Source organism: Bacillus sp. 7884-1, from assembly GCF_002272245.1.
Taxonomy (GTDB): Bacteria; Bacillota; Bacilli; order Bacillales; family Cytobacillaceae; genus Neobacillus.
Map to the genome: position 1 here is coordinate 14,673 of NZ_NPDD01000063.1, position 21,345 is coordinate 36,017.

Consider the following 21,345-nt stretch of genomic DNA (forward strand, 5'->3'; position numbering starts at 1 on the left):
AAAAAATAAGGAAAGTTCCCTTTAAGGTGAACTTTCCTTATTTTATTAAGCGGAGACGGTTTCGTCTTCTTTTTTAACCTGAAGCATTTCTTCATCAGTCAATTTTGTAATCGTTATTCCAGTCAGTGCATAAATCACAGAAATAATTGGTACGATCAAGTTAAAAATTGCATATGGACCATAATCTAACGCATGAACACCCAAGGTACCAAAGATAAATACGCCGCATGTATTCCAAGGGATAAACACGGAGGTAAGTGTACCGCCATCTTCAAGTGCCCGCGATAGATTTTTTGAATGAAGACCCTTATCACGATAGGCCTTTGCATACATCCGTGATGGAATAACAATCGAAATATATTGTTCAGAACATGTTGCATTTGTTGCGAAACAGGAAACGACAGTTGAAGCAACAACACCTCTAGCTGACTTCGCTAATTTTAGAATCTGATTAACAATAGCCTGTAACATTCCAGAGTTCTCTAGAATTCCACCAAAGGTCATTGCTACGATTGTCATTGAGACCGTATACATCATCGAATCAAGACCACCGCGGTTAAACAGGTTGTCCACCATTTCATTACCTGTATCAATGACAAACCCGCTCTGCAGAGCTGCGACTGCAGATGAAACGTCTCCGCCCTGAATAACTACCTGCGAGAGAAATCCAAGTGTAATACCAATAATCAATGCCGGAATAGCCGGTACCTTCTTTGCGACCAAAATAATAACTAATAATGGAACTAGTAATAAAAATGGTGAAATGACAAAGCTTTCTTGGAGAACTCCTAACGTTTTATCAATACTAGCAGAATCCATTCCTTCATTACCAAACTTCCTGCCCATAAATCCATATATCACCAAAGTGATTACGATACCAGGAATGGTAGTATAAAGCATATGACGTATATGCACAAATAAATCTGTTCCAGTTAAACCGGATGCAAGATTAGTAGTATCAGATAACGGGGACATTTTATCGCCAAAATAAGAACCAGAAATAATAGCACCCGCAATCATTGGTGCTGGAATTCCCATACTTAAGCCAATTCCCATACCCGCTACACCGATTGTTCCCATTGTTGACCAAGAGCTTCCAATTGCCAATGATACAATCATACAGATTACTGTAATTGAAACAAGAAATAGTGAAGGGGTAATGATCTTTAATCCATAATAAATCATGGTTGCTACAATTCCGCCGCCAATCCAGGCACCAATTGTTAAGCCAACGAGAATGATGATAACGATTGCAGGCAGAGCCAAGCGAATCCCCTTATACATCATTTCCTCAATTTCTGACCATTTATAACCGCAGCGCCAAGCAACGATGGCCGCAATTGATGTTCCGATTATTAATGGAATATGCGGTCCTTGTTCAAGGACGATGATCGTAATCCCCATTACCACAATCATGACTAAAAGTGGTAACATAGCCATTTTAAAACTCATCTCTTTTTTCATACACATTCCCCCGCCCAAATTAGATAGTAAATATTGTTAGCGCTTACTTGTTAGAAAATTAGTAATTGTCGTTAAATAGTCGGTAATTACATTTTATACATAGGTTAATTTTACGTCAATCAAAATTATTCATAATTTAGACAAAAAAATTGCGATGCATGATATGCATCGCAATCCTATTTTTATGCCCTGAGCAGTGTTTCAGCAAGTATCCGTGCCCCAAGGTCAAGGGCAGATGGGTTAAAGGTCATTTTTGGATGATGTAATCCTGGTTGTAGGTCAGCGCCCACACCAATCATCGTTGCTTTCAATTTTGGATTCTTTATAGTATAAAAATGAAAATCATCACTTCCGGAAGTGATTACTGGCGGTGAAAGCGCCTCATGGCCCGCAACACTCAGAATAGCTTCTTCGGCGATCGCTGCGGCTTCAGCAGAAACCTCAGCACCAGGAGTAAAATCGCTCCATTTCCATTCGATATCCACCCCATAAAGGTCTTTTAAGCTGTTCATTCCATGGTCTATTTGATCCTTCAGTTTTTCTAAAACTTCATTTTTCTGCGCCCGGACATCAATTGCAAATTCCGCAGAACCTGGGATAATGTTTAAGCTCTCTCCGCCAGCGATAACTTTTGTAAGTTTTGCAGAATAGGCTTCAAACGGTGATAGATAAATTGATTTGACGAACTGATGCAGTCCAACAATCACGTCAAGAGCGTTTTTACCTTGGTGAGGCCTGGCACCATGTGCATCTTCACCGAGGACTTTACCTTCTAGAAAGATTGCCGCTCCGTGATGAATCGAGGCAGAAACTCGTCCCATAGGAAGCTCTTCTATTGGTCGAAGGTGGATACCGAATAAGTGGCTGACGTTATCGATAGCCCCCCTTTCAATCATCGCAATTGAACCATTTCCTTTTTCCTCAGCCGGTTGAAAAATAAAACGCAGCCTTTTAGTGAGACGCTGATCCTTCAAATAAAGAAGAGCTCCAAGCACCATTGAAATAATAGCGTCGTGACCACAGGAGTGATTCCCCTGCCAAACTCCGTCCACCTCCTGCCATAAAGCATCTATTTCCGCCCGGACTGCTATCACTTCTTCTCCCTCGCCGAATTCCGCTATAAGCCCGGTTACATCAGAAAAACGAGTGTATTCTATGCCAAGATTATCTAAAATATCTGCAATTGCTTGGGATGTTTTAACCTCTTTCCAACTAACCTCGGGATGAGCATGGAAATGATCAAACCAGGTCAAAATCTGTCTTTCAAAATTTTCTGCCAACTTTACGCACTCCTATCCACAAAAAAAAAACTAATAAAGTCATATTACATCAAAAGAACTTGTTCCTACAATGTTTTTTAAAAAGGTGACAGGCACCACAGAAAGACACTTTCCACCCCAGGTGGACAGTCTTATTGTTTTTTTGATTACTCAAAGCAAATCTCACACAATATTTACGAAAAGTTAACCTTCTTTCATGTATAATCCTCTAAACCTTTTAGTTATTGTGTACATCACAAGGGACAACTTTGTATGCTGCATGTCCAATTCCTGTTGCACAAGAATAATTTTTATTCCATAAAATAATATTAAGAAAGTAAGAGTCATTACTTCTAGAAAGGAAAGATGTGGTGTTCTAAATGAAAAATTATCAGGTTTTTGATTATTCGTTTCAGAATCTTCGTGAGAAAAGCATGTCATTTGAAGAGGTATTCGAAAACATTGTAAAGTTCATGAACATAGCGCCAAGCGGGAATTATCGGTTGATGGTCGGGACGGATTCACAGGTTCATAAAAGGCATACCATTTTTATTACGGGTATTGTCATTCAAAATGCGGGTAAAGGGGCTTGGGCTTGCATAAGGAAGATTGTAATCCCAAGAAAAATGACTCATCTGCATGAGAGAATTTCCTTTGAACTTTCATTAACGGAGGACATCGTTGCATTATTTACTGAGGAAAGAAAGGATCGGTTAATCAATATCGTCCTTCCCTTTGTCTATCAGGGGGCAACTTTCACGATGGAGGGCCATATTGATATTGGTTCTGGAAAACGCAACAAAACCAGTGAGTTTGTTAAAGAAATGGTGGCCCGCATGGAGTCGATGGGTGTGGAACCAAAGATTAAACCTAATGCCTTCGTTGCCTCCAGCTATGCAAATCGGTACACAAAATAGGGACCTGAGCCATGTTGCGTTCACCAAAAAACGCACCAGGGCTCAGGTCTTTACTTTATTAATGCGAACAAGTGCTGGGTCCCTTCAAACTATACAAAGTCTTTACACTCTCTTAACACTAGGTTAAGAAAAAATTCAAATTACTCAGATAGAATATAACAAACCACTATTATTTGGAGGGATATGATGAAGATTACAGTTGCAGGAGCAGGAAATGTTGGGGTAGTTACAGCAGTTTGTTTTGCTGAAGCTGGGCATCAAGTAACCTGTATAGACACTCAAAAAGAGAAAATAGAAATGCTCGAAAAAGGACACATCCCATTCTTTGAGCCTGGACTGGAACCTTTATTAGATAAGAACCTCTCGAACGGTCAACTTTTCTTTACTACAAACCCGAACCAAGCATACTCAGAGGCCGATATCATTTTTATTGCAGTTGGAACTCCTGAAAAAAGAGATGGGGCAGTTGATTTATCTTATATTTATGCGGCTGTTTATACCATTGCTAACACAATACAGAAAGACGTAATTGTCTGTACAAAAAGCACCGTTCCCGTTGGAACAAATGATATGATCAAGCAAATTTTCCAACAGCGAAAGCCTCGTCACCTCAAGGTTGATGTAGTATCCAATCCTGAATTTCTTCGCGAAGGTTCAGCAGTAATGGATTTCTTTTTAGGGGATCGAATCGTAATTGGCGCAGATAACCCTGAAGCAGCATCAATCATGGAACAGCTCTACCTTCCATCAAAGATCCCGATACTCTTCACAGATATTCGGAGTGCAGAAATGATTAAATATGCTTCCAATGCCTTTCTTGCAACGAAGATAAGCTTTATCAATGAAATTGCCAATCTCTGCGAAAAAGTGGGGGCAAATATTGAGGAAGTCTCTTATGGGATGGGATTGGATAAACGGATTGGGACTTCTTATCTTCAGTCCGGAATTGGCTATGGAGGTTCATGTTTTCCAAAGGACACACAAGCACTCGTTCAGCTGGCAGGTAATGTCCATCATCCCTTCGAATTGCTTGAGTCCGTCATTAAGGTAAATCAGTATCAGCACTCCCTTCTAGTGATGAAGGCAAAAGAAAGAGTCGGTTCACTTAAAGGAAAAAAAGCAGCCTTGCTTGGTCTTGCTTTTAAACCAGAAACAGACGATATCCGTGAAGCTGTTTCTTTAACAATTATTAAAGAATTACTCGAAGAAGGCACAGTGATTACTGCCTATGACCCGATGGCAATTCCCAAAGCACATAAGCTTATAGGAAATTCAATTGAGTATACAACCAATATTCGTCAAGCACTTAAAGAGGCCGATTTTGCTGTCATTGCAACAGAATGGGATCAAATAAAGCACCTTCCCTTGGATGTGTACGCGGCCTATATGAAGGAACCAATAGTTTTCGATGGCCGAAATTGCTATTCCCTTAAAGATATGGAGAAGTACCCGATTACCTACGTATCGATTGGCAGACCAACTATTGAAAGTGAAAAGCGTGCCCCACAACATTAAATTAAGGGAGACACTGTCATGATGAGAAAAATCCAAACCTTATATCAATTGGAATGCAAAGTCTTTCAACAGATTAATAGCCATTTTGATAAAAGGATTATGAATCTCCTTTTCCGTACGATTACTCAAATTGGCGGTGCTCTCTTTATCAGTGTAACCACATTATTACTCATTATCTTTACATCGAATCAAACTAGACTTACAGCGATTTCAAGTGCTGCCGCCTTAGCTCTAAGTCATATACCTGTTCAACTGGTTAAAAAGCTTTTCCCGCGAAAAAGGCCCTATCTACAAATTGAAACAACAAAAATCTTACCTAATCCTTTGAAAGATCATTCTTTTCCATCTGGTCATACAACAGCTGTTTTCTCAGTTATTGCTCCATTTTTAATCCATATACCTTTATTAGCTATTGTTCTTCTTCCTATAGGGCTTGGTGTAGGATTATCGAGAATCTATTTAGGGCTTCATTATCCTTCGGACGTTATTGCAGGGGGGATTCTAGGAGCGAGCTTCGGAAGTCTCTGTTTTTATTTAGTATCCTAGAAATGATTCGGATTTTCACAACAGGAGGGGCTAAGATGAAAATTGCTATTTTCACAGATACCTTTTATCCGGAAGTAAACGGGGTTGCAAATACACTCAAAAAATTTACTGACTATCTTGAATCTCAACATATTTCCTATAAGGTTTTTGCACCTATTTCCGTTTCAAATGAATATATTTCAGATCATATTCACCGATTAAAAAGTCTATCCTTTTTCCTTTATCCTGAATGTAGATTGGCATTTCCTAACATCATGCAGCTTAAGGCGGAACTAGAGCAATTTTCTCCAGATTTGATTCATGTTGCCACTCCTTTCACTGTTGGTCTTTCCGGTGTTTATTTTGCAAAGAAACTAAATATTCCCCTTGTCGGCTCCTATCACACCGATTTCAATGACTATTTACATTTTTATGACCTTCAATTCTTAGCAAAACCACTTTGGAAATATATGAAATGGTTTCATGGTTCTTTTAAAAAACTCTTTGTACCTTCAATGGATACGCTTGAAAAATTAAATAACCGTGGTTTCAGGAACCTAGAAATCTGGCCAAGAGGTGTAGATTGCCAAGGCTACCATCCTTATTACAAAAAAGAAATTACCCGCAAACGATTCTCCATTTCTGAGAAATATATTCTTACTTATGTTGGCAGACTGGCCCCAGAAAAGGATTTAAAAACGCTCATGAAAGTCGCTGGCTCTTTACCTCCTGAAATAAATGACCAAGTACATTGGCTCATTGCGGGCGATGGACCGCTACTTGACGAGCTCAAAATGACTGAAGTTCCAAATATGACCTTTACTGGCTATTTGAAAGGTGTTGAATTAGCCGAGGCCTATTCAGCAACAGACCTATTTGTTTTTCCCTCACCCACTGAAACCTTTGGAAATGTTGTTCTGGAAGCTCTTGCAAGTGGGACACCTGTGATTGGGGCGAACGCGGGCGGAGTGAAAAATATTATTTCGACGGGCGTTACCGGATATTTGTGTGAACCGGGGAATGCAGAGGATTTTATCAAAAATATTCTTCACTTGTTAGACAATGAACCTTTACGAGTTCAAATGGCGAGAAACGCTAGAAAGTATGCACTTACACAAAAATGGGATCAGATTTTTGAAGACGTTATTAACCAATATTCTAATGTTATCAATGAACCCGCCAAAAAAATATATGCTTGAAGCTAAGGGGGAAAAGTAATGGATACATTTTCTCACATTATCATTGGCTTCGGCCTTGGTGCTCTTGCTCAAATTGATCCTGTGGTTACAAACAATAGTGCCTTATCGGCAGCCGTCCTAATCGGAACAGTAGTGGGATCTAACGCACCTGATTTTGACTTTATGTATCGTTTGAAGGGAAAAGGCAGTTATTATCGAAATCACCGGGGGTGGTCACACTCATTGCCGGCAATCCCTATATGGAGCATACTTACTACCTCAGCTATTTTGCCATTCTTCCAAGTCAACTCTATCTCCCACTTATTCTTATGGATTTTGCTTGCCGTTACATTACATGTTCTTTTAGATTTGTTTAATGTAAATGGTACACAGGCATTACGCCCGTTTTCTAAAAAATGGCTGTCCTTAGATTTCCTTCCTTTAGTTGATCCATATATCATTATGCTCCATGTCCTCGGATTTAGTTTGCTTCCTTTTTTTGATACAGGGAGAGTCTTTTCTTTCGTTTATTTAGGAATTGTCTTTTACCTTTTCATTCGGTTTCTATCTACTCAATATACGAAATGGAAGCTTAGCCAGCATTTCCAAAATGCGTTGCAGATAAAAATGATTCCTAAAACAGCAGCTTTCCACTGGAATATTATGATTGAAACAACTCAGGATTTTTTATTTGGGTCTTATTCGCAAGGAGAATTATGGATAGAGCATACTTTTTCAAAGAAAATAGACTATCCAGGATTGGTTTTAAACAGCAGTATGGATCATCAGGTGGATAACTTCCTTAAAAGCACCCATTTTGCCTACCCCTTTGTTCAAAAAAGAAAAAACGGCTATTTTATATACTGGAAAGACCTTCGTTTTCGGTCCAAGAAATTTTTTCCGAAGCTCGCAATCATGTTCATATCTCTAGATAATCAGAACCAAGTTTCCTATACTGGCAAACTAACCTCTATTAAACAATACAAAAAGGTCATTAAAATGTTGGAAACATCCATAAAATAAATGCCTGAGCCCCTGATTATTGGGGCTCAGGCATTTATTTTATTATGGAAGTTCTGGTTTGTTAAAAATCGGCGGCTCTCCACCCAGGGTTTTTATAAAGGCCAATAAATCTGCTTTTTCTTGGTTTGTTAAGCCAATAGGACTCATGAATTTTTGGATAAAAAAGCTCTTATTGGGGTGGTCATCGCCGCCGCGTTCATAGTAATCAATTACTTCTTCAAGTGTAGCAAGACTGCCATCCCTCATATATGGTGCAGTATGCGTAATTCCATATAATCCAGGCGTGCGAATTCGGCCTAAATCCTCTTCTTGCTTTGTAACCGCTTTTCGGCCTTCGTCTTCAGTATTGAGACCAATATTGTAAAAATTGTTATCAGAAAGGTTTGGTCCATTGTGACAGGTCACACAAAGGGCTTTTCCTGTGAACAATCGGAGACCGCTGACCTCTTGTTTCGTTAATGCCTCTGTGTCCCCTTCCAGAAACCTGTCGTAAGGAGTATCCTTTACAACAATTTGCCTTTGGAAAGCAGCTAGAGCTTTTGCAATATTTTGTTCTGTTATTCCGTCGTTAAAAGCCGCTTGAAAACGTTCTTGGTACCCTTTGATGGCTGATAACTCTTTAATAAGTTCATCCAGCGGCTGGTTCATCTCATTGGGATTTTGAATGGGACCCAATGCCTGCTCCTCTAGAGATGCCGCTCGCCCATCCCAAAAGTTGGACGTGTAATAACCGGAGTTAATTACAGTTGGGCTGTTCCTTGCTCCATTACCGCCTGTATATTTATCAAAGGTCGGTTTTGCATCGCCATACCCCAAATTCGGGTCATGACAAGTTGCGCAGCTAACTTGATTATTCCCTGAAAGTCTCGGATCAAAAAATAACGCTTGTCCAAGTTCAAGCACTTCGGGCTTCATCGGGTTATCCTCTGGAATCGGTATACCTCCTATAGGTATAAGCGTCGTATGATTTCGAAGGCTGTCTAGAAGCTCTTCAGGAGTAATCTCACTGTTCTGCACTGCCTCCTGCTTCTCTGATGGAAGATTAGTCGGAGCCTTTACCTTCTCCTTCTCCCCACATGCCGACAATCCAATACATATTAATAAAGTAATAACTGCGCCTTTCACGATTCTCTTCATATTTAGAGTGCTCCTCTGGTTTTAATATCTTATCACCATTATAAAATTGGTTTTATTAAAAAATAGCACCCGAATGTGAAGAAATTAGCAAACAATTACAGAAAGGACTGTCCGCCTGAGGTGGAAAGTGTCCACGGGCGGTGCCTGTCACCGAGTAAAATCGCTCGGTGACAGGCACCAACCTCAGGAACCAGCCTCACTTCAGAATGTCAAAGATGATTTTGGCGTGGTCGGTGTTGTCGATTTGCCCTTTGAAGCGTTCACTTCCTGGTCCGAAGGCATAAACGTTTACATCTTCACCTGTGTGTCCTTTTGTTGTCCAGCCTGTGAAGGAACGAATGTTAATGATTTCTTCAATGACATTGTCGATGTTTTTTGCTTTTTGTGTTCGTGCTGCACTTTCGACTAATTTTATTTCGTTACTTGTTAATGGAAAGTCGATATATTTCGTTAACGTATCTTTCACATTTGCTCCCTTAGCTATTTTCATAGCGATATAATCCGGTGTCCGCTTCACTGCTTTTACCACAGAACTAAACCAATTATATTGCCCATGTGACCCTATCGTGTATCCCCCTGTTGAATGGTCAGCTGTTGCGATCACTAATGTACGTCCGTCCTTTTTTGCAAAGTCGATAGCGACTTTAAATGCTTTTTCGAAGTCTTCCACTTCACTCATAGCACCTACAATATCATTGTCATGTCCTGCCCAGTCAATTTGACTTCCTTCAATCATTAGAAAAAATCCATTATCATTCTTACTGAGTCTCTCTATCGCTGAACCTGCCATATTCGCTAGGGAAGGAACGCTCTTTGGTCGATCAATCATTTTCGGGAGGCCGCCATTTGCAAATAACCCTAACACCTGGGGATTATGGTCGTTCTTCATCTCCTCGAGGTTTGTTACATAGCTGTAGCCATCTTTAGCAAACTCCTCTACTAAGTTCCTATCTTTCCTGATTAACCAGCCTGATCCACCGCCAAGTAATACATCTATCTTATGATTACCATTTACTAAATCATCATAATAATCATCCGCAATCGCGCTCATATTTTTCCTTTGGGCAACATGCGCACCAAAGGCTGCAGGGGTACCATGGGTAATTGGCGCAGTGGCAACGAGCCCTGTTCCTTTCCCTTTTTCCTTTGCAGCTTCAAGGACTGATTTTAATTTTGAGTGATCATTTCCTATTCCAATTGCTCCATTATGGGTCTTTACACCGGTCGCCATCGCCGTTGCCGAAGCAGCAGAATCAGTCACATTATACCTGGGATCATTTGGAAAGGTCGTCTGTTGGCCAACAAGATACGGGCCAAATTCTGTTGATTCTAGTTCTATGGTGGCCGGGTTATCCTTTAAGTAACGATATCCTGATGTGAAGGAAACCCCCATCCCATCACCAATAAGAAATATAATATTTTTAATTTCCCCATTTCCTTCATTCACAGTGGCGGCTCTGCTGGTACTAAAAGAGGACGTCAAAATAAGGGATAAGCTGATAACCATCATAAATATCCACTTTACCAAAAGTTCCATATTCCATTTTCCTCCAGATGTAGTAAATGCTATTTATTATGGTTAGATGATTAAAAAATTATCCATTTGAATACTTTCCTATCAAAAATATCATCCAAAAACTCTCTATAAATCAAAAAAGGATTGGGACCAAATCTGGTGCCAATCCCTTTTTTGTTTGAAGCGTCCGCCTGAGGTGGACACTGTCCACGGGCGGTGCCTGTCACCATCATTGCCACCATCGCAAATCTATCGAAATATCAAAATAAAACATCTATTAACTAGGAAAAAATTAATATATGATTAATTTTTATAAGGAGGGTTTTTATGGACAGAGACACAATTTTAAATCTCTATAATCAACACTTACGGATTGAATTGATTGAGCCAGATTCTCTAATGGAACGGACCGATTCTGTTATTAGGAAGGTTTCGTTAACGACTGAACCAGGGTTTATCTCTTATTCGAAAATGGATGAAACGAATGCCGACCGTGTCATAGAGGAGCAAATTGCTTATTATAAAAACTTAAAGCAACAATTCGAGTGGAAGGTTTTTGATTACGATCAACCTTTAGATTTAATAGAGAGACTGCGAAAAAAGGGCTTTACACTAGAAGAATCCGAGGCACTCATGATTTCTGACTTAACTGAAACAAATCAGCTGCTTCCTATTCCGATTCTTCCGGAAGTAAGAAAAATTATGACGGAACAGGAAATCTGGGAAATTATCAAACTAGAGGATGAAGTTTGGAACCACAATCACCAGGATTTAGGTGAGCGTCTTATTCGGGATTTTAATGACAGTTCTGCTAACCTTTCCCTCTATGGGGCCTTTGTTGATGGAAAATTAGTTAGTGCAGCTTGGATGTATCATCATGAAGGCACACCATTTTCAAGTCTTTGGGGAGGTTCAACCTTAGCTGATTACCGCAAGAAAGGCTTTTACAGTTCGCTCCTAGCGATCCGTGCACGTGAAGCTGTTGAGTGCGGTTATCCGTTACTTACGGTCGATGCCAGTTCTATGAGCAAACCCATTCTTGAAAAGCATGGTTTCCGCTGTTATGGTTATTCAACACCATGCATGTCACCAAAATTTGAATAAGTATTTAAAAATCCCTAGGAATCGAATCCTAAGGATTTTTGTTTAATAAATGGAGTTTTAAATCTAAAGGCTCTTCCATAAGCTTGCGAATTTCATTTGGAACGGTAACTTTCGTCCTTTTTTCGCGGTCAATTGTCGCTAGAACAACCTCAGCAGTAACGACCTGTTCATCACGCTGATTCATCACTGTCTGCTTGAGTGTCAAGCTAGTATTCCCCACCCGTTCAAGCGCTGTTAAAATCCGGAGCCGGTCTCGGTCGAAGATTTCTTTCTTAAAATCAGCACTAATATGTACTAAAACTGATTCTACACCAATAAATACACTATATTTATACCATTCAGAACGCGCGTCATCCAGATATTCATATAGTTTTACATTACTAACATGATAAAAATCCGACTGAGCTATAATTTCCCTTTCTGTATAAGCCATCCAACCATCCCCTCATAACTTGATATGATATATGTATTTCGCTTTGTATAGTTGGAAACCCTGCATAAATGATAAAAGCCTGACTCATTATTGAATCAGGCAACCTCTATGTTATTTAATCCGGCAGTTTTTGCATACCTTAATGGTTTGGTTTGTTTCTGTTTTATACGGATATAACAGCTTAATTCTTGTCCTCCCACACAAAGGACATGTCCCTCGGCCTCTAGATGGCAGGTAGTTTATTGTCTTTCCTCTGTTTCTCTTTGCCATTTTCAATCCATCCTTATCCATAATTATTCTTGTCTCTTTATCAAATGTTGGACTTGCATAAAGATTGTTAGGCATACAATTGTTTTTTACAAAATCATTCCGATTTTGTTCATACATAGTGGACTTCCATTCGCTCATATAATGGTCGGGTGGAGGTGGAGTTATGGTTAAGCGCGTGTTGGCTCTGGTGGTTTTTGGTTGTTTACTTGTTTTGGCTGGATGCGGGGGGCCGGTTCAGGACGACATTTTGAATTATATAAATAAGGAATTGAAGACTGCACAGGAACTGGAGGATAAGGCTGTTTCGGCATATGAGGGTGTTGCAGGGGCGAATTATAAGGATGACCCAACCATGCATGATGCCCTGGTTAACGAGGTAATTCCGAACTACACTGAATTAATTAATGAATTAGAGAGCGCAAATATTGAAAGTGATGAATTGAAAGAAATCCATGAGATATACCTTTCTGGAGCAAATCTTCAGCTAAGTGCCTTTGAAAAAATTAAAGAAGCTATAGAGAAACAAGATTCAAATATGATTGAAGAAGCCAACCAATTATTAGAAGAAGGTCGTCTGCAAATTGAAGACTATAATAAAAAGTTAGATGAATTGGCACAAGAAAATAACGTGGAGATTGAAAAGAAATAAAACAAAAGAGGCTGACAGAATGCGATCACAGCATGTGACCATTCATGTCAGCCTCTTTTGACGTCATTCATAATTTATCCTTTTACATAATAAAGATCGTGACTGGATTCAACAACATACTCAGGCTTCTCTGCCTTGGGCTTCGCCTTATGACCGGCGATATGCTCTGGACTCTTCTCCCAATTTTTCCAATCCTCTTCAGATTCCCATTGAATCATAACCATTACTTCCTCTTCACCGCGACGAACCTTTTTCACCAAAATCTGTTTTCCAATGTATCCAGGCCGCTGAGCCATCAAGCCGCCACGATTTGAAAAGTTCTCGACTACCTGCTCACTAAATCCCTCTTTCACTACAATTCTTCTAATTTGATAAAACATAAAAACCCTCCCTAAAAGTAAAGCCAGGTAGGATACCTGGCTCGTAATTTTATAATGCAGCTTCGATTTCTTCAGCCATAAGTTTTACAGATTGTAGTCCGCCTCCGCTTAGGTACCAAGCATCTGGATCTAAGTAGATGATTTTATTTTCTTTGAAGGCAGTTGTCTTTTTGACAAGTTCATTTTCAATTACTTTTTCAGCACCGGCTTCGCCGCCTACTGCTGTGTTACGGTCAATGACAAACAATACGTCTGGATTTGTCTCCATAATGTATTCCATGGTAATGCTTTGACCATGCGTTGATACTTCAATTTTCTCATCTGCTGCTCCGAAACCAAATACATCATGAATGACGCCAAAACGTGAGCTTGGTCCATAGGCACTTACTTTTCCTTCATTTGCTAAGACGATTAACCCTTTTTTATCAAGTGCAGAAGCTTTTTTATTTAACTCATCAACACTTGCTTTAATCTCTTCTATTCTGCTAGCCACTTCATCCTTCTTGTCAAAAATTTCACCAACAAGGTTCATGTTTTTCTCAAATGACTCCATGTATTTTGTATAATCTAATTCCACATAAACAGTTGGAGCAATTTCTGCAAACTGTTCGTATAATTCAGCTTGGCGCGTAGTGATGAAAATAACATCCGGCTGCATCGCATGAATCGCTTCAAAATCAGGCTCTTTTAAGCTTCCAACGTTCGTATATCCTTCACCAGCGTATTTTTCTAAGTAGGCAGGGACTGCTGTCTGTGGAACTCCAATTACTTCCACACCAAGTTCATCTAGTGTATCTAAAATTCCAAAGTCAAAAACAACTATTTTCTCTGGATTTTTGTCAATTTCCACCTTGCCATACTTATGTTCAATCGTCATTTTTTCAGCCGCTGCAGGTTTTGCATCGGTTGTTTCTGTTTTGCTTTCTTCCTTTGACCCACAAGCTGCTAATAATAAAATCATTGATGCCATTAAAACTAAAAAACTCCACTTTTTCATCCCTAAATCTCTCCTTTTTTCATGAGCTAAAATAAACACAAATTCTGCAGCCATCCATTTTCTGAATGGGAATATCCATATCGTAAATCTCTTTTAATGCGGCTGATTCAATAATTTCTTCTGTAGGTCCATCTTTCACAACCTTACCATCCTTCATCGCTACAATACGATCGGAGTAAACAGACGCAAAGTTGATATCATGAAGCACGATGACAACAGTTTTACCAAGCTCATCAACCAGACGGCGCAGTATTTTCATAATTTGAACGGAATGCTTCATATCTAAATTGTTTAAGGGTTCATCAAGCAAAATGTACTCTGTATCCTGAGCGATAACCATCGCGATAAATGCGCGCTGCCTTTGACCACCTGATAACTCATCTAAAAAGTTATCCTGCATATCGGTTAGGTGCATATATTCAAGCGATTGCTCAACCATCCGTTCGTCTTCTTCTGTTAATCGTCCCTTAGAATAAGGAAAACGTCCGAAGGATACTAGTTCACGAATCGTCAAACGAACATTCATGTAATTGGACTGTTTTAAAATCGAAACCTTCTTGGCAAAATCATTAGACTTCATCTTTTTCACATCAAATTTGTCAATCAGCACTTCACCAGTATCTGAATCAAGAAGACGGCTTACCATTGATAGTAAAGTCGATTTGCCTGCTCCATTTGGACCAATAAAGCTCGTGATTTTCCGCGGCTGAATATCAACGGTTACATCCTCAACGACCGACTTTTTACCATATAACTTTGACAAAGCTCGGACCTGTATCATGCAGCTTTCCTCTCCTTTAGAAGTAAATAGATGAAGTACACTCCACCAATAAAGTTAATAATGACACTTAGCGTTGTTGAAAAAGTAAAGACTCTTTCAACCACCCATTGTCCGCCAACCAGGGCGATGATACTCATAAGAATCGAGCCCGTTATCAGGGTGGTATGTTTGTATGTTTTGAAAAATTGATAAGATAGATTGGCTACAATTAATCCGAAAAAGGTAATCGGTCCTACCAATGCAGTTGAAATTGAAATGAAAACTGCAACAATTACAAGCATTTTCTTGACAATCGAATCATACGGAACCCCTAAATTAATCGCTGTATCCCTGCCTAAAGACAAGACGTCTAAATACCTTAAAAAACGCCATGCATATATCATCACAAGGGTAACGATGATAATAGCCAGCCAGACTAAGTCTGAATTAATATTATTAAAACTCGCAAACATGCGGTCTTGAACAATCTGAAATTCATTTGGATCAATCAACACTTGGAAAAAAGTAGAGATACTAGAGAAAAACGTTCCTACAATGATTCCCACAAGTAATAAAAAGTAGATTGGCTGACTGCCCTTTTTAAATAGAAACTTATATAAAAAGAGTGCAAATACGATCATTACGACAACAGAGAGTAAAAAATTCACCTGTTTATTGACGATAAACATATGACCGGAGCCCAAAAAGAAAATAATTAATGTTTGTAAGAGCATGTATAGGGAATCCAATCCCATGATGCTCGGTGTTAAGATTTTATTATGGGTAATCGTCTGAAACACAACCGTTGCATAAGCGATTGTTACACCTGTTAAAACCATTGCCAGCACTTTTATCGTTCGTTTTGGCAGGGCGTATCCAAAGCTGCCGTTTAAATCATGAAATAAATAGATGGCACAAGCTCCCGCAGCGATCAGTGCGAGTATGACCAATTTTAATGAGTTACGCATATGCCTTCCTCCGGAACAGTAAGAATAAGAAAATTCCGCTTCCGATTACACCAACCATGAGACTGATCGAAATCTCATATGGATAAATGAGCACCCGGCCCAATATATCGCAAATCAGAAGGAATATAGCTCCTAGGAGTGCGGTATGCGGCAATGTTTTTTGTAAATGATCGCCTTTGAAAATGGATATGATATTCGGAATAATCAAGCCTAAAAACGGAATGATTCCCACTGTCAAAACAACCGTCGTGGTCACCAGTGCAACCAATATCAGACCAATATTTACAATCCGGCGATAAGCAAGCCCAAGATTTTTTGAAAAGTCCTCACCCATACCAGCCACAGTGAAACGGTTAGCATAGAAATAAGCAATGATTAATATCGGTAGACTTATGTAAAGGAGTTCATATCTTCCCTTCATAATCATTGAAAAATCACCCTGAAGCCAAGCAGACATATTTTGAATGACGTCAGCACGATACGCGAAAAAAGTCGTTACAGAGGACAAAATATTCCCAAACATCAACCCAACAAGCGGGATGAAAATAGCATCTTTAAACTTGATTCGATCAAGAATTTGCATAAACAAAAATGTACCTGCAAGTGCAAAAGCAAAGGCTACTGCCATTTTTTCAAGCATGGTTGCATTTGCAAACAACAGCATAGAAACAAGGATACCAAGCCTTGTTGCGTCAAGAGTTCCTGCCGTCGTCGGTGAAACAAATTTGTTTCGGCTGAGCTGTTGCATAATCAAACCTGCAATACTCATCCCAGCTCCTGCAAGCAGGATTGCTATTAGCCTTGGCAGTCGGCTGATAAGGAAAATCTGGGTCTCCTCAGATTGGAAATCTAACAAGTCCAATGGTGATATACTGCTGACCCCAACAAACAAGGAAACAGCAGATAAGAGTATTAATCCTAGTAGTAAATATCTTTTCTTCATCATCGCAGTCCCCAACATTTCTATTATTCTCTCATTCTCATTCTAATCGAGAATTCTTATCACTTAGAAACAAAAATAAATGACATTGAAAATCATTATCAACGTCCTATACATTTGATTATAAACAGTGTAATTTGTATAGTCAATAAACAATCAAGAACTATTTTCACTGATTTCTGAATAATTTGTGACATAAATATGGTTTTAACCTCGTAAATCTTCAATAGAGTGCTTTACCTTAAGGATTAAAATACTATTTGGAGGAGAAATCCCTTTCAATGGGGAATTAGTAATAATTAGGTAAAAAGTAATAGCTTAGCCTCAGCGGTCACTGCATTAATTTCTAGAATCTTAGATAGTTAGAGATATAGAAAAGGAGCTCCTTACATGAAAAATCATCAACCCCCAAAAATAGCATTGGTAAGCCTCCTTTTAATCTTTCCCATCTACTATGCTTCTATCTCTCCGATAAAAACGAGCGCAGAATATAAATCGGATGTTCACGTGGATCGGACAGTAGTTGTATATCAAAAGGGGACCCTTATGAAAGAAAGCATATTATTATCCGTTCCAGCATTAATGCAATTTCCTGAACTTCCACGTGGCTGTGAAGTGACCAGCCTGGCAATGTTATTAAATTTTGCAGGAGTTCCAGTTGACAAGCTCACTCTTGCAGATGAAATACCCAAGGTACCCTATCTAAGTGATGGCATTTATGGAAATCCCCATCAAGGATTTGTCGGCAATATGTACACCTATAATGAACCTGGATTAGGTGTTTATCATGAGGTCATCGAGGACCTTGCAAATCAATACCTCCCGAACCAAATTGATAATATAACCGGAGATCCTTTTTCTTCTGTGCAAAAAAAGCTTAACGATGGTAAACCCGTTTGGGTGATAGTCGGCAGCACATATACCTATTTACCGGAGAAACACTGGGTAACTTGGACTACAAATGAGGGTGAAATCAAAATCACGCGAAAAGTCCATTCGGTCCTTGTAACGGGGTATGATGAAAACCATGTGTATTTTAATGATCCCTTTTTTCCCGACCAAAATAGATCTGCAGATTTTCAAAACTTTGTAACAAGCTGGGCCCAATTCGGAAGCCAGGCTATAACGTATTGAAAAAAAGATGGTGCCTGTCACCATCTTTTTTTTGTCTATTTTTTCTTGATAATGGAAAACCTAGCAATGGATATAATTTTTAGAAAGGAGTGATTTTTCTTGGAAGCAAACTTGAAAGTTGGGGACATGGCCCCTGAATTTTCATTACCCGCAACCACAAAGGACCCCCTATCTCTTTCAGAGTATCGAGGAAAGATGAATCTGGTGGTTGCTTTTTATGGAATGGATTTTACTCCAGGCTGAATTAAAGAAATCGCCTCTTGGAAAGAGGACTACAAAAGATTTGAACAGTTAGGTGCAGAGGTGATTGGAATCAGTGCCGACCATATTCACTCGCACCGAGTTTTTGCTGCCAGTATGGGGACATTGCCCTATCCTCTAGCTTCCGATTGGAAGAGGCAGACAATCAAAGATTACAAGGTGTTTAACGAAAAAGGTGAAGTCGCCATCCGCTCCGTCTTTGTTATCAATAGAGATGGAATGATCACCTATATCAACACTTCCTTTAAAGCAGATAAAAAAGAGGATTACGAAGCTGTATTTTCAGAGCTTGAAAAGTTAACTACGCATTAAACGAAAACATCTCCCGATTATTCGAGAGATGTTTTATTAATGAACGAGCTTTAAACCCACGACTGAGAAAATAATTCCTAGAATACACGCTGTTCGAAGCCAGCTTTTTGATTCCTTAAAGAATACCATTCCAACAACTGCTGCCCCAACCGTTCCAATCCCTGTCCATACGGCATAGGCCGTTGATAGCGGTATCGTTTCCATTGCTTGAACGAGCAGCTGGAAACTCATAATAAATCCTCCAATTAGTATGAGATAATTCACAATGTTACCTTTATCGGCCGTTCTTTTCAAACCGATAACCCCAACAACTTCAAAACATCCTCCTAAAATAAGCATCAGCCAATCCATTAAATCTCACCTTCCTTATTTGTTAATTTCAAGCCAATAATACAAGCCAACAGTAATAAAATAAGGAGTATTCTTAATGGACTGACAGAGCCATTTTCAAAGATAACCTCGACAATGACAGTTCCTATAGTACCAATCCCGGCAAAAACAGCGTATACCGTCCCAACCGGAATAACTCTTGTAGCTCTAATAATTAAATCAAAACTTAATAAAATGGCTATAAGAACAACAAGGGAAGGAACTTCATCATATTTAAACCCGCTTGCCCAGACCACCTCAAGAAATCCTGCAATTATAACGTACAACCATGCTTTGGATTCACTCGCTGTATTTGAATTTGTTATTGTTTTTGATTCATTCATCGTATCTATATTTCCTCTCTTTCTTTACCTTGCTCCATCTTATCAAAATATCATTTGCATATCACTTCATATGTAAGTATCATGCTAATTGAAGTCATTTTTTGGAATGGAGTCATACATAATGAACCCTAAACAAGATGGTTTAAAGCCATTTATTTCGCTTATTTTATCCGCCAAAATCCCCAAGCTTGCATTAGGTATCGGATTGACTGCAAGCCTAATTACCACACTTGCGGGCCTTCTTGTTCCTGTACTAACCAAAAACTTAGTAGATGGCTTCTCGGTATCCTCCTTAAGTGTTCCGCTTATGATTGGAATTGGAGCAGCTTTTATTTTCCAAGCGGTCATAAACGGGGTATCGATTTACCTTTTAAGCTTTGTTGGTCAAAAAATTGTCGCCCGGCTCCGTGAACGGATGTGGGTCAAATTAATCCGTTTACCCGTAAGCTATTTTGATAAACAATCCAGTGGTGAAACCGTCAGCCGTGTTATCAACGATACGAGTATTGTCCGTGATTTAATTTCAAATCACTTCCCACAATTCATTACAGGTATTATTTCGATTATCGGCGCCATTACAATTCTCCTGATTATGGATTGGAAAATGACATTATTAATGTTAATATCTGTTCCTCTTACCTTTATTATTATGATGCCGCTTGGCAGGAAGATGGCGAAGATTTCTCGTGGTTTACAGGATGAAACGGCCACCTTTACCGGTAATATTCAACAAACGTTGAGCGAAATCCGATTAATGAAGGCTTCAACAGCAGAAAAGCATGAAGAGACAAAAGGATTATCAGGAATCGAAAAATTACTAGGGTTTGGTTTAAAAGAAGCACGGATTACGGCTTTAATCGCTCCCACCATGTACCTTGTTGTCATGATTGTAATCGTGATGATTATTGGATACGGAGGCATGCGAGTGGCAAATGGAACGATGTCCACCGGGTCACTTGTTGCATTCTTACTTTATCTTTTTCAAATTATTTTTCCAATTACAAGCTTCGCTATGTTCTTTACACAATTACAAAAAGCAAAAGGAGCCACCGAACGGATTATTGATATTTTAAACCTTCCTCTTGAAGAAGGACAAAAAGGAATGGAATTAGACATCGGTAATAAACCTATTCTAGTTAGGAATGTTTCTTTTTCCTATAGTGAAGATGAACCTGTTCTTGAAGATGTGTCATTTGAAGCCCAGCCTGGGGAAATGATTGCATTTGCAGGACCAAGCGGCGGCGGGAAAACTACCATGTTCGGCTTACTTGAACGCTTCTACGAACCGACCTCAGGCAAAATAATAGTTGGCGATATCCCAATCACTGATTTATCAGCTGAAACCTGGCGCAGTCAAATTGGTTATGTTTCACAGGAAAGTGCGATGATGGCAGGAACCATCCGCGAAAATTTATGTTACGGGCTGACGAGTGATGAATCTATTTCTGATGAACGGCTTTGGGAAGTTTGTGAGATGGCGTATGCAAGTGAATTTATTAAATCCTTTTTGGATGGATTAGACACAGAGGTTGGTGAACGCGGGGTAAAACTTTCTGGCGGGCAAAGACAGCGCATTGCCATCGCACGAGCCTTTTTACGTGACCCTAAGATTTTAATGATGGACGAAGCAACGGCAAGCTTAGACAGCCAATCAGAAGGAATTGTGCAGCAGGCTTTATCCCGATTAATGGAAGGCCGTACTACCTTTGTCATTGCTCACCGCCTATCAACCATAGTGGATGCGGATAAGATCATTTTTATCGAAAAAGGGCGAGTAACTGGAATTGGCACCCATCACGAATTAACACAATTCCATGATTTATACCGTGAATTTGCAGAACAACAACTAACAAGTCAAGAAAATACAAAAAAGGTGCATTAAGCTAAGCT

At 39.4% G+C, this 21,345-nt stretch carries 22 protein-coding genes; 10 read left to right on the forward strand and 12 right to left on the reverse strand.

The genetic code is table 11. From position 1 onward, the window contains the following. Positions 1–45 precede the first annotated feature (45 nt). Both nhaC and CHI06_RS08155 read right to left on the reverse strand, forming a co-directional pair. On the reverse strand, positions 46–1,464 hold the full coding sequence (gene nhaC / locus CHI06_RS08150) for a Na+/H+ antiporter NhaC (protein WP_095247931.1): 1,419 nt from the start codon (positions 1,462–1,464) through the stop codon (positions 46–48). Between the two features lie 182 nt (positions 1,465–1,646). Then, positions 1,647–2,717 carry an amidohydrolase gene (locus CHI06_RS08155; protein ID WP_257009202.1) on the reverse strand — a complete coding sequence of 357 codons (1,071 nt, stop codon included), beginning with the start codon at positions 2,715–2,717 and terminating at the stop codon, positions 1,647–1,649. 386 nt (positions 2,718–3,103) lie between these two features. Between CHI06_RS08155 and CHI06_RS08160 the strand changes: the two genes are divergently transcribed. From CHI06_RS08160 to CHI06_RS08180, 5 genes are all read left to right on the forward strand, one after another. Further along, positions 3,104–3,640 carry a ribonuclease H-like YkuK family protein gene (locus CHI06_RS08160; protein ID WP_095247933.1) on the forward strand — a complete coding sequence of 179 codons (537 nt, stop codon included), beginning with the start codon at positions 3,104–3,106 and terminating at the stop codon, positions 3,638–3,640. 186 nt (positions 3,641–3,826) lie between these two features. Next, positions 3,827–5,155: a UDP-glucose dehydrogenase family protein gene (locus CHI06_RS08165; protein ID WP_095247934.1), complete on the forward strand. Its 1,329-nt coding sequence runs from the start codon at positions 3,827–3,829 to the stop codon at positions 5,153–5,155. 18 nt (positions 5,156–5,173) lie between these two features. Beyond that, positions 5,174–5,701, forward strand: coding sequence for a phosphatase PAP2 family protein (locus CHI06_RS08170; RefSeq protein ID WP_095247935.1), 528 nt, complete (start codon positions 5,174–5,176; stop codon positions 5,699–5,701). A gap of 35 nt (positions 5,702–5,736) precedes the next feature. After that, positions 5,737–6,879: a glycosyltransferase family 4 protein gene (locus CHI06_RS08175; protein ID WP_095247936.1), complete on the forward strand. Its 1,143-nt coding sequence runs from the start codon at positions 5,737–5,739 to the stop codon at positions 6,877–6,879. 18 nt (positions 6,880–6,897) lie between these two features. Next, positions 6,898–7,881 carry a metal-dependent hydrolase gene (locus CHI06_RS08180; protein ID WP_095247937.1) on the forward strand — a complete coding sequence of 328 codons (984 nt, stop codon included), beginning with the start codon at positions 6,898–6,900 and terminating at the stop codon, positions 7,879–7,881. A 42-nt stretch (positions 7,882–7,923) separates the two neighbouring features. On the opposite strand, the gene CHI06_RS08185 is transcribed toward CHI06_RS08180, so the two are convergent. Both CHI06_RS08185 and CHI06_RS08190 read right to left on the reverse strand, forming a co-directional pair. Further along, positions 7,924–9,018 carry a cytochrome-c peroxidase gene (locus CHI06_RS08185; protein ID WP_095247938.1) on the reverse strand — a complete coding sequence of 365 codons (1,095 nt, stop codon included), beginning with the start codon at positions 9,016–9,018 and terminating at the stop codon, positions 7,924–7,926. Positions 9,019–9,214: 196 nt separating this feature from the next. Further along, entirely contained in the window at positions 9,215–10,555 is a 1,341-nt protein-coding gene (locus tag CHI06_RS08190; protein ID WP_095247939.1) for an alkaline phosphatase, read from the reverse strand. A gap of 306 nt (positions 10,556–10,861) precedes the next feature. Here CHI06_RS08190 and CHI06_RS08195 point away from each other — a divergent pair, with 306 nt between their 5' ends. Then, entirely contained in the window at positions 10,862–11,638 is a 777-nt protein-coding gene (locus CHI06_RS08195; protein ID WP_095247940.1) for a GNAT family N-acetyltransferase, read from the forward strand. A 28-nt stretch (positions 11,639–11,666) separates the two neighbouring features. Here CHI06_RS08195 and CHI06_RS08200 read toward each other — a convergent pair whose 3' ends face one another. Beyond that, the gene (locus CHI06_RS08200; RefSeq protein WP_095247941.1) at positions 11,667–12,071 is read right to left on the reverse strand and encodes an acyl-CoA thioesterase; all 405 of its coding nucleotides are present in this window, start codon (positions 12,069–12,071) and stop codon (positions 11,667–11,669) included. A 433-nt stretch (positions 12,072–12,504) separates the two neighbouring features. On the opposite strand from CHI06_RS08200, the gene CHI06_RS08210 reads away from it, so the two are divergent. After that, positions 12,505–12,990, forward strand: coding sequence for a hypothetical protein (locus CHI06_RS08210; RefSeq protein WP_095247943.1), 486 nt, complete (start codon positions 12,505–12,507; stop codon positions 12,988–12,990). A 74-nt stretch (positions 12,991–13,064) separates the two neighbouring features. Here the strand turns inward: CHI06_RS08210 and CHI06_RS08215 are convergent, their stop codons facing one another. The 5 genes from CHI06_RS08215 to CHI06_RS08235 are packed head-to-tail and all read right to left on the reverse strand — an operon-like array spanning position 13,065 to position 17,038. Continuing rightward, positions 13,065–13,370, reverse strand: a complete 306-nt coding sequence (locus tag CHI06_RS08215) for an antibiotic biosynthesis monooxygenase family protein (protein WP_095247944.1) — start codon at positions 13,368–13,370, stop codon at positions 13,065–13,067. 49 nt (positions 13,371–13,419) lie between these two features. Next, on the reverse strand, positions 13,420–14,367 hold the full coding sequence (locus CHI06_RS08220) for a siderophore ABC transporter substrate-binding protein (protein WP_095248045.1): 948 nt from the start codon (positions 14,365–14,367) through the stop codon (positions 13,420–13,422). A 19-nt stretch (positions 14,368–14,386) separates the two neighbouring features. Further along, on the reverse strand, positions 14,387–15,148 hold the full coding sequence (locus tag CHI06_RS08225; RefSeq protein ID WP_095247945.1) for an iron ABC transporter ATP-binding protein: 762 nt from the start codon (positions 15,146–15,148) through the stop codon (positions 14,387–14,389). Further along, on the reverse strand, positions 15,145–16,095 hold the full coding sequence (locus CHI06_RS08230) for an iron chelate uptake ABC transporter family permease subunit (protein ID WP_095247946.1): 951 nt from the start codon (positions 16,093–16,095) through the stop codon (positions 15,145–15,147). Before CHI06_RS08230 ends, CHI06_RS08225 begins: the two co-directional genes overlap by 4 nt. Next, positions 16,088–17,038, reverse strand: a complete 951-nt coding sequence (locus CHI06_RS08235) for an ABC transporter permease (protein ID WP_095247947.1) — start codon at positions 17,036–17,038, stop codon at positions 16,088–16,090. Before CHI06_RS08235 ends, CHI06_RS08230 begins: the two co-directional genes overlap by 8 nt. A gap of 387 nt (positions 17,039–17,425) precedes the next feature. On the opposite strand from CHI06_RS08235, the gene CHI06_RS08240 reads away from it, so the two are divergent. Together CHI06_RS08240 and CHI06_RS30415 are read left to right on the forward strand one after the other, a co-directional pair. Further along, the gene (locus CHI06_RS08240; protein ID WP_095247948.1) at positions 17,426–18,169 is read left to right on the forward strand and encodes a C39 family peptidase; all 744 of its coding nucleotides are present in this window, start codon (positions 17,426–17,428) and stop codon (positions 18,167–18,169) included. 126 nt (positions 18,170–18,295) lie between these two features. Further along, on the forward strand, positions 18,296–18,742 hold the full coding sequence (locus tag CHI06_RS30415) for a peroxiredoxin family protein (RefSeq protein WP_257009215.1): 447 nt from the start codon (positions 18,296–18,298) through the stop codon (positions 18,740–18,742). Between the two features lie 36 nt (positions 18,743–18,778). On the opposite strand, the gene CHI06_RS08255 is transcribed toward CHI06_RS30415, so the two are convergent. Together CHI06_RS08255 and CHI06_RS08260 are read right to left on the reverse strand one after the other, a co-directional pair. Then, positions 18,779–19,093, reverse strand: a complete 315-nt coding sequence (locus CHI06_RS08255; RefSeq protein WP_095247951.1) for a DMT family transporter — start codon at positions 19,091–19,093, stop codon at positions 18,779–18,781. After that, a complete protein-coding gene (locus tag CHI06_RS08260) occupies positions 19,093–19,455 on the reverse strand; it encodes a DMT family transporter (RefSeq protein ID WP_095247952.1) in 363 nt (120 codons plus the stop codon). The genes CHI06_RS08255 and CHI06_RS08260 overlap by 1 nt, the downstream gene beginning before the upstream one ends. A gap of 121 nt (positions 19,456–19,576) precedes the next feature. On the opposite strand from CHI06_RS08260, the gene CHI06_RS08265 reads away from it, so the two are divergent. Continuing rightward, positions 19,577–21,337: an ABC transporter ATP-binding protein gene (locus tag CHI06_RS08265; protein WP_095247953.1), complete on the forward strand. Its 1,761-nt coding sequence runs from the start codon at positions 19,577–19,579 to the stop codon at positions 21,335–21,337. Positions 21,338–21,345 lie beyond the last annotated feature (8 nt).

Excerpts from the sequence above, each read along its gene's own strand:
- CHI06_RS08195 (WP_095247940.1), top strand. The coding sequence starts at position 10,862 with ATGGACAGAGACACAATTTTAAATCTCTATAATCAACACTTACGGATT.
- CHI06_RS08220 (WP_095248045.1), bottom strand. The coding sequence starts at position 14,367 with ATGAAAAAGTGGAGTTTTTTAGTTTTAATGGCATCAATGATTTTATTA.
- CHI06_RS08210 (WP_095247943.1), top strand. The coding sequence starts at position 12,505 with ATGGTTAAGCGCGTGTTGGCTCTGGTGGTTTTTGGTTGTTTACTTGTT.
- CHI06_RS08170 (WP_095247935.1), top strand. The coding sequence starts at position 5,174 with ATGATGAGAAAAATCCAAACCTTATATCAATTGGAATGCAAAGTCTTT.
- CHI06_RS08230 (WP_095247946.1), bottom strand. The coding sequence starts at position 16,095 with ATGCGTAACTCATTAAAATTGGTCATACTCGCACTGATCGCTGCGGGA.
- CHI06_RS08180 (WP_095247937.1), top strand. The coding sequence starts at position 6,898 with ATGGATACATTTTCTCACATTATCATTGGCTTCGGCCTTGGTGCTCTT.
- CHI06_RS08165 (WP_095247934.1), top strand. The coding sequence starts at position 3,827 with ATGAAGATTACAGTTGCAGGAGCAGGAAATGTTGGGGTAGTTACAGCA.
- nhaC (WP_095247931.1), bottom strand. The coding sequence starts at position 1,464 with ATGAAAAAAGAGATGAGTTTTAAAATGGCTATGTTACCACTTTTAGTC.
- CHI06_RS08255 (WP_095247951.1), bottom strand. The coding sequence starts at position 19,093 with ATGGATTGGCTGATGCTTATTTTAGGAGGATGTTTTGAAGTTGTTGGG.
- CHI06_RS08235 (WP_095247947.1), bottom strand. The coding sequence starts at position 17,038 with ATGAAGAAAAGATATTTACTACTAGGATTAATACTCTTATCTGCTGTT.
- CHI06_RS08260 (WP_095247952.1), bottom strand. The coding sequence starts at position 19,455 with ATGAATGAATCAAAAACAATAACAAATTCAAATACAGCGAGTGAATCC.
- CHI06_RS08175 (WP_095247936.1), top strand. The coding sequence starts at position 5,737 with ATGAAAATTGCTATTTTCACAGATACCTTTTATCCGGAAGTAAACGGG.
- CHI06_RS08265 (WP_095247953.1), top strand. The coding sequence starts at position 19,577 with ATGAACCCTAAACAAGATGGTTTAAAGCCATTTATTTCGCTTATTTTA.
- CHI06_RS08185 (WP_095247938.1), bottom strand. The coding sequence starts at position 9,018 with ATGAAGAGAATCGTGAAAGGCGCAGTTATTACTTTATTAATATGTATT.
- CHI06_RS08190 (WP_095247939.1), bottom strand. The coding sequence starts at position 10,555 with ATGGAACTTTTGGTAAAGTGGATATTTATGATGGTTATCAGCTTATCC.
- CHI06_RS08240 (WP_095247948.1), top strand. The coding sequence starts at position 17,426 with ATGAAAAATCATCAACCCCCAAAAATAGCATTGGTAAGCCTCCTTTTA.
- CHI06_RS08215 (WP_095247944.1), bottom strand. The coding sequence starts at position 13,370 with ATGTTTTATCAAATTAGAAGAATTGTAGTGAAAGAGGGATTTAGTGAG.
- CHI06_RS08160 (WP_095247933.1), top strand. The coding sequence starts at position 3,104 with ATGAAAAATTATCAGGTTTTTGATTATTCGTTTCAGAATCTTCGTGAG.
- CHI06_RS08200 (WP_095247941.1), bottom strand. The coding sequence starts at position 12,071 with ATGGCTTATACAGAAAGGGAAATTATAGCTCAGTCGGATTTTTATCAT.
- CHI06_RS08225 (WP_095247945.1), bottom strand. The coding sequence starts at position 15,148 with ATGATACAGGTCCGAGCTTTGTCAAAGTTATATGGTAAAAAGTCGGTC.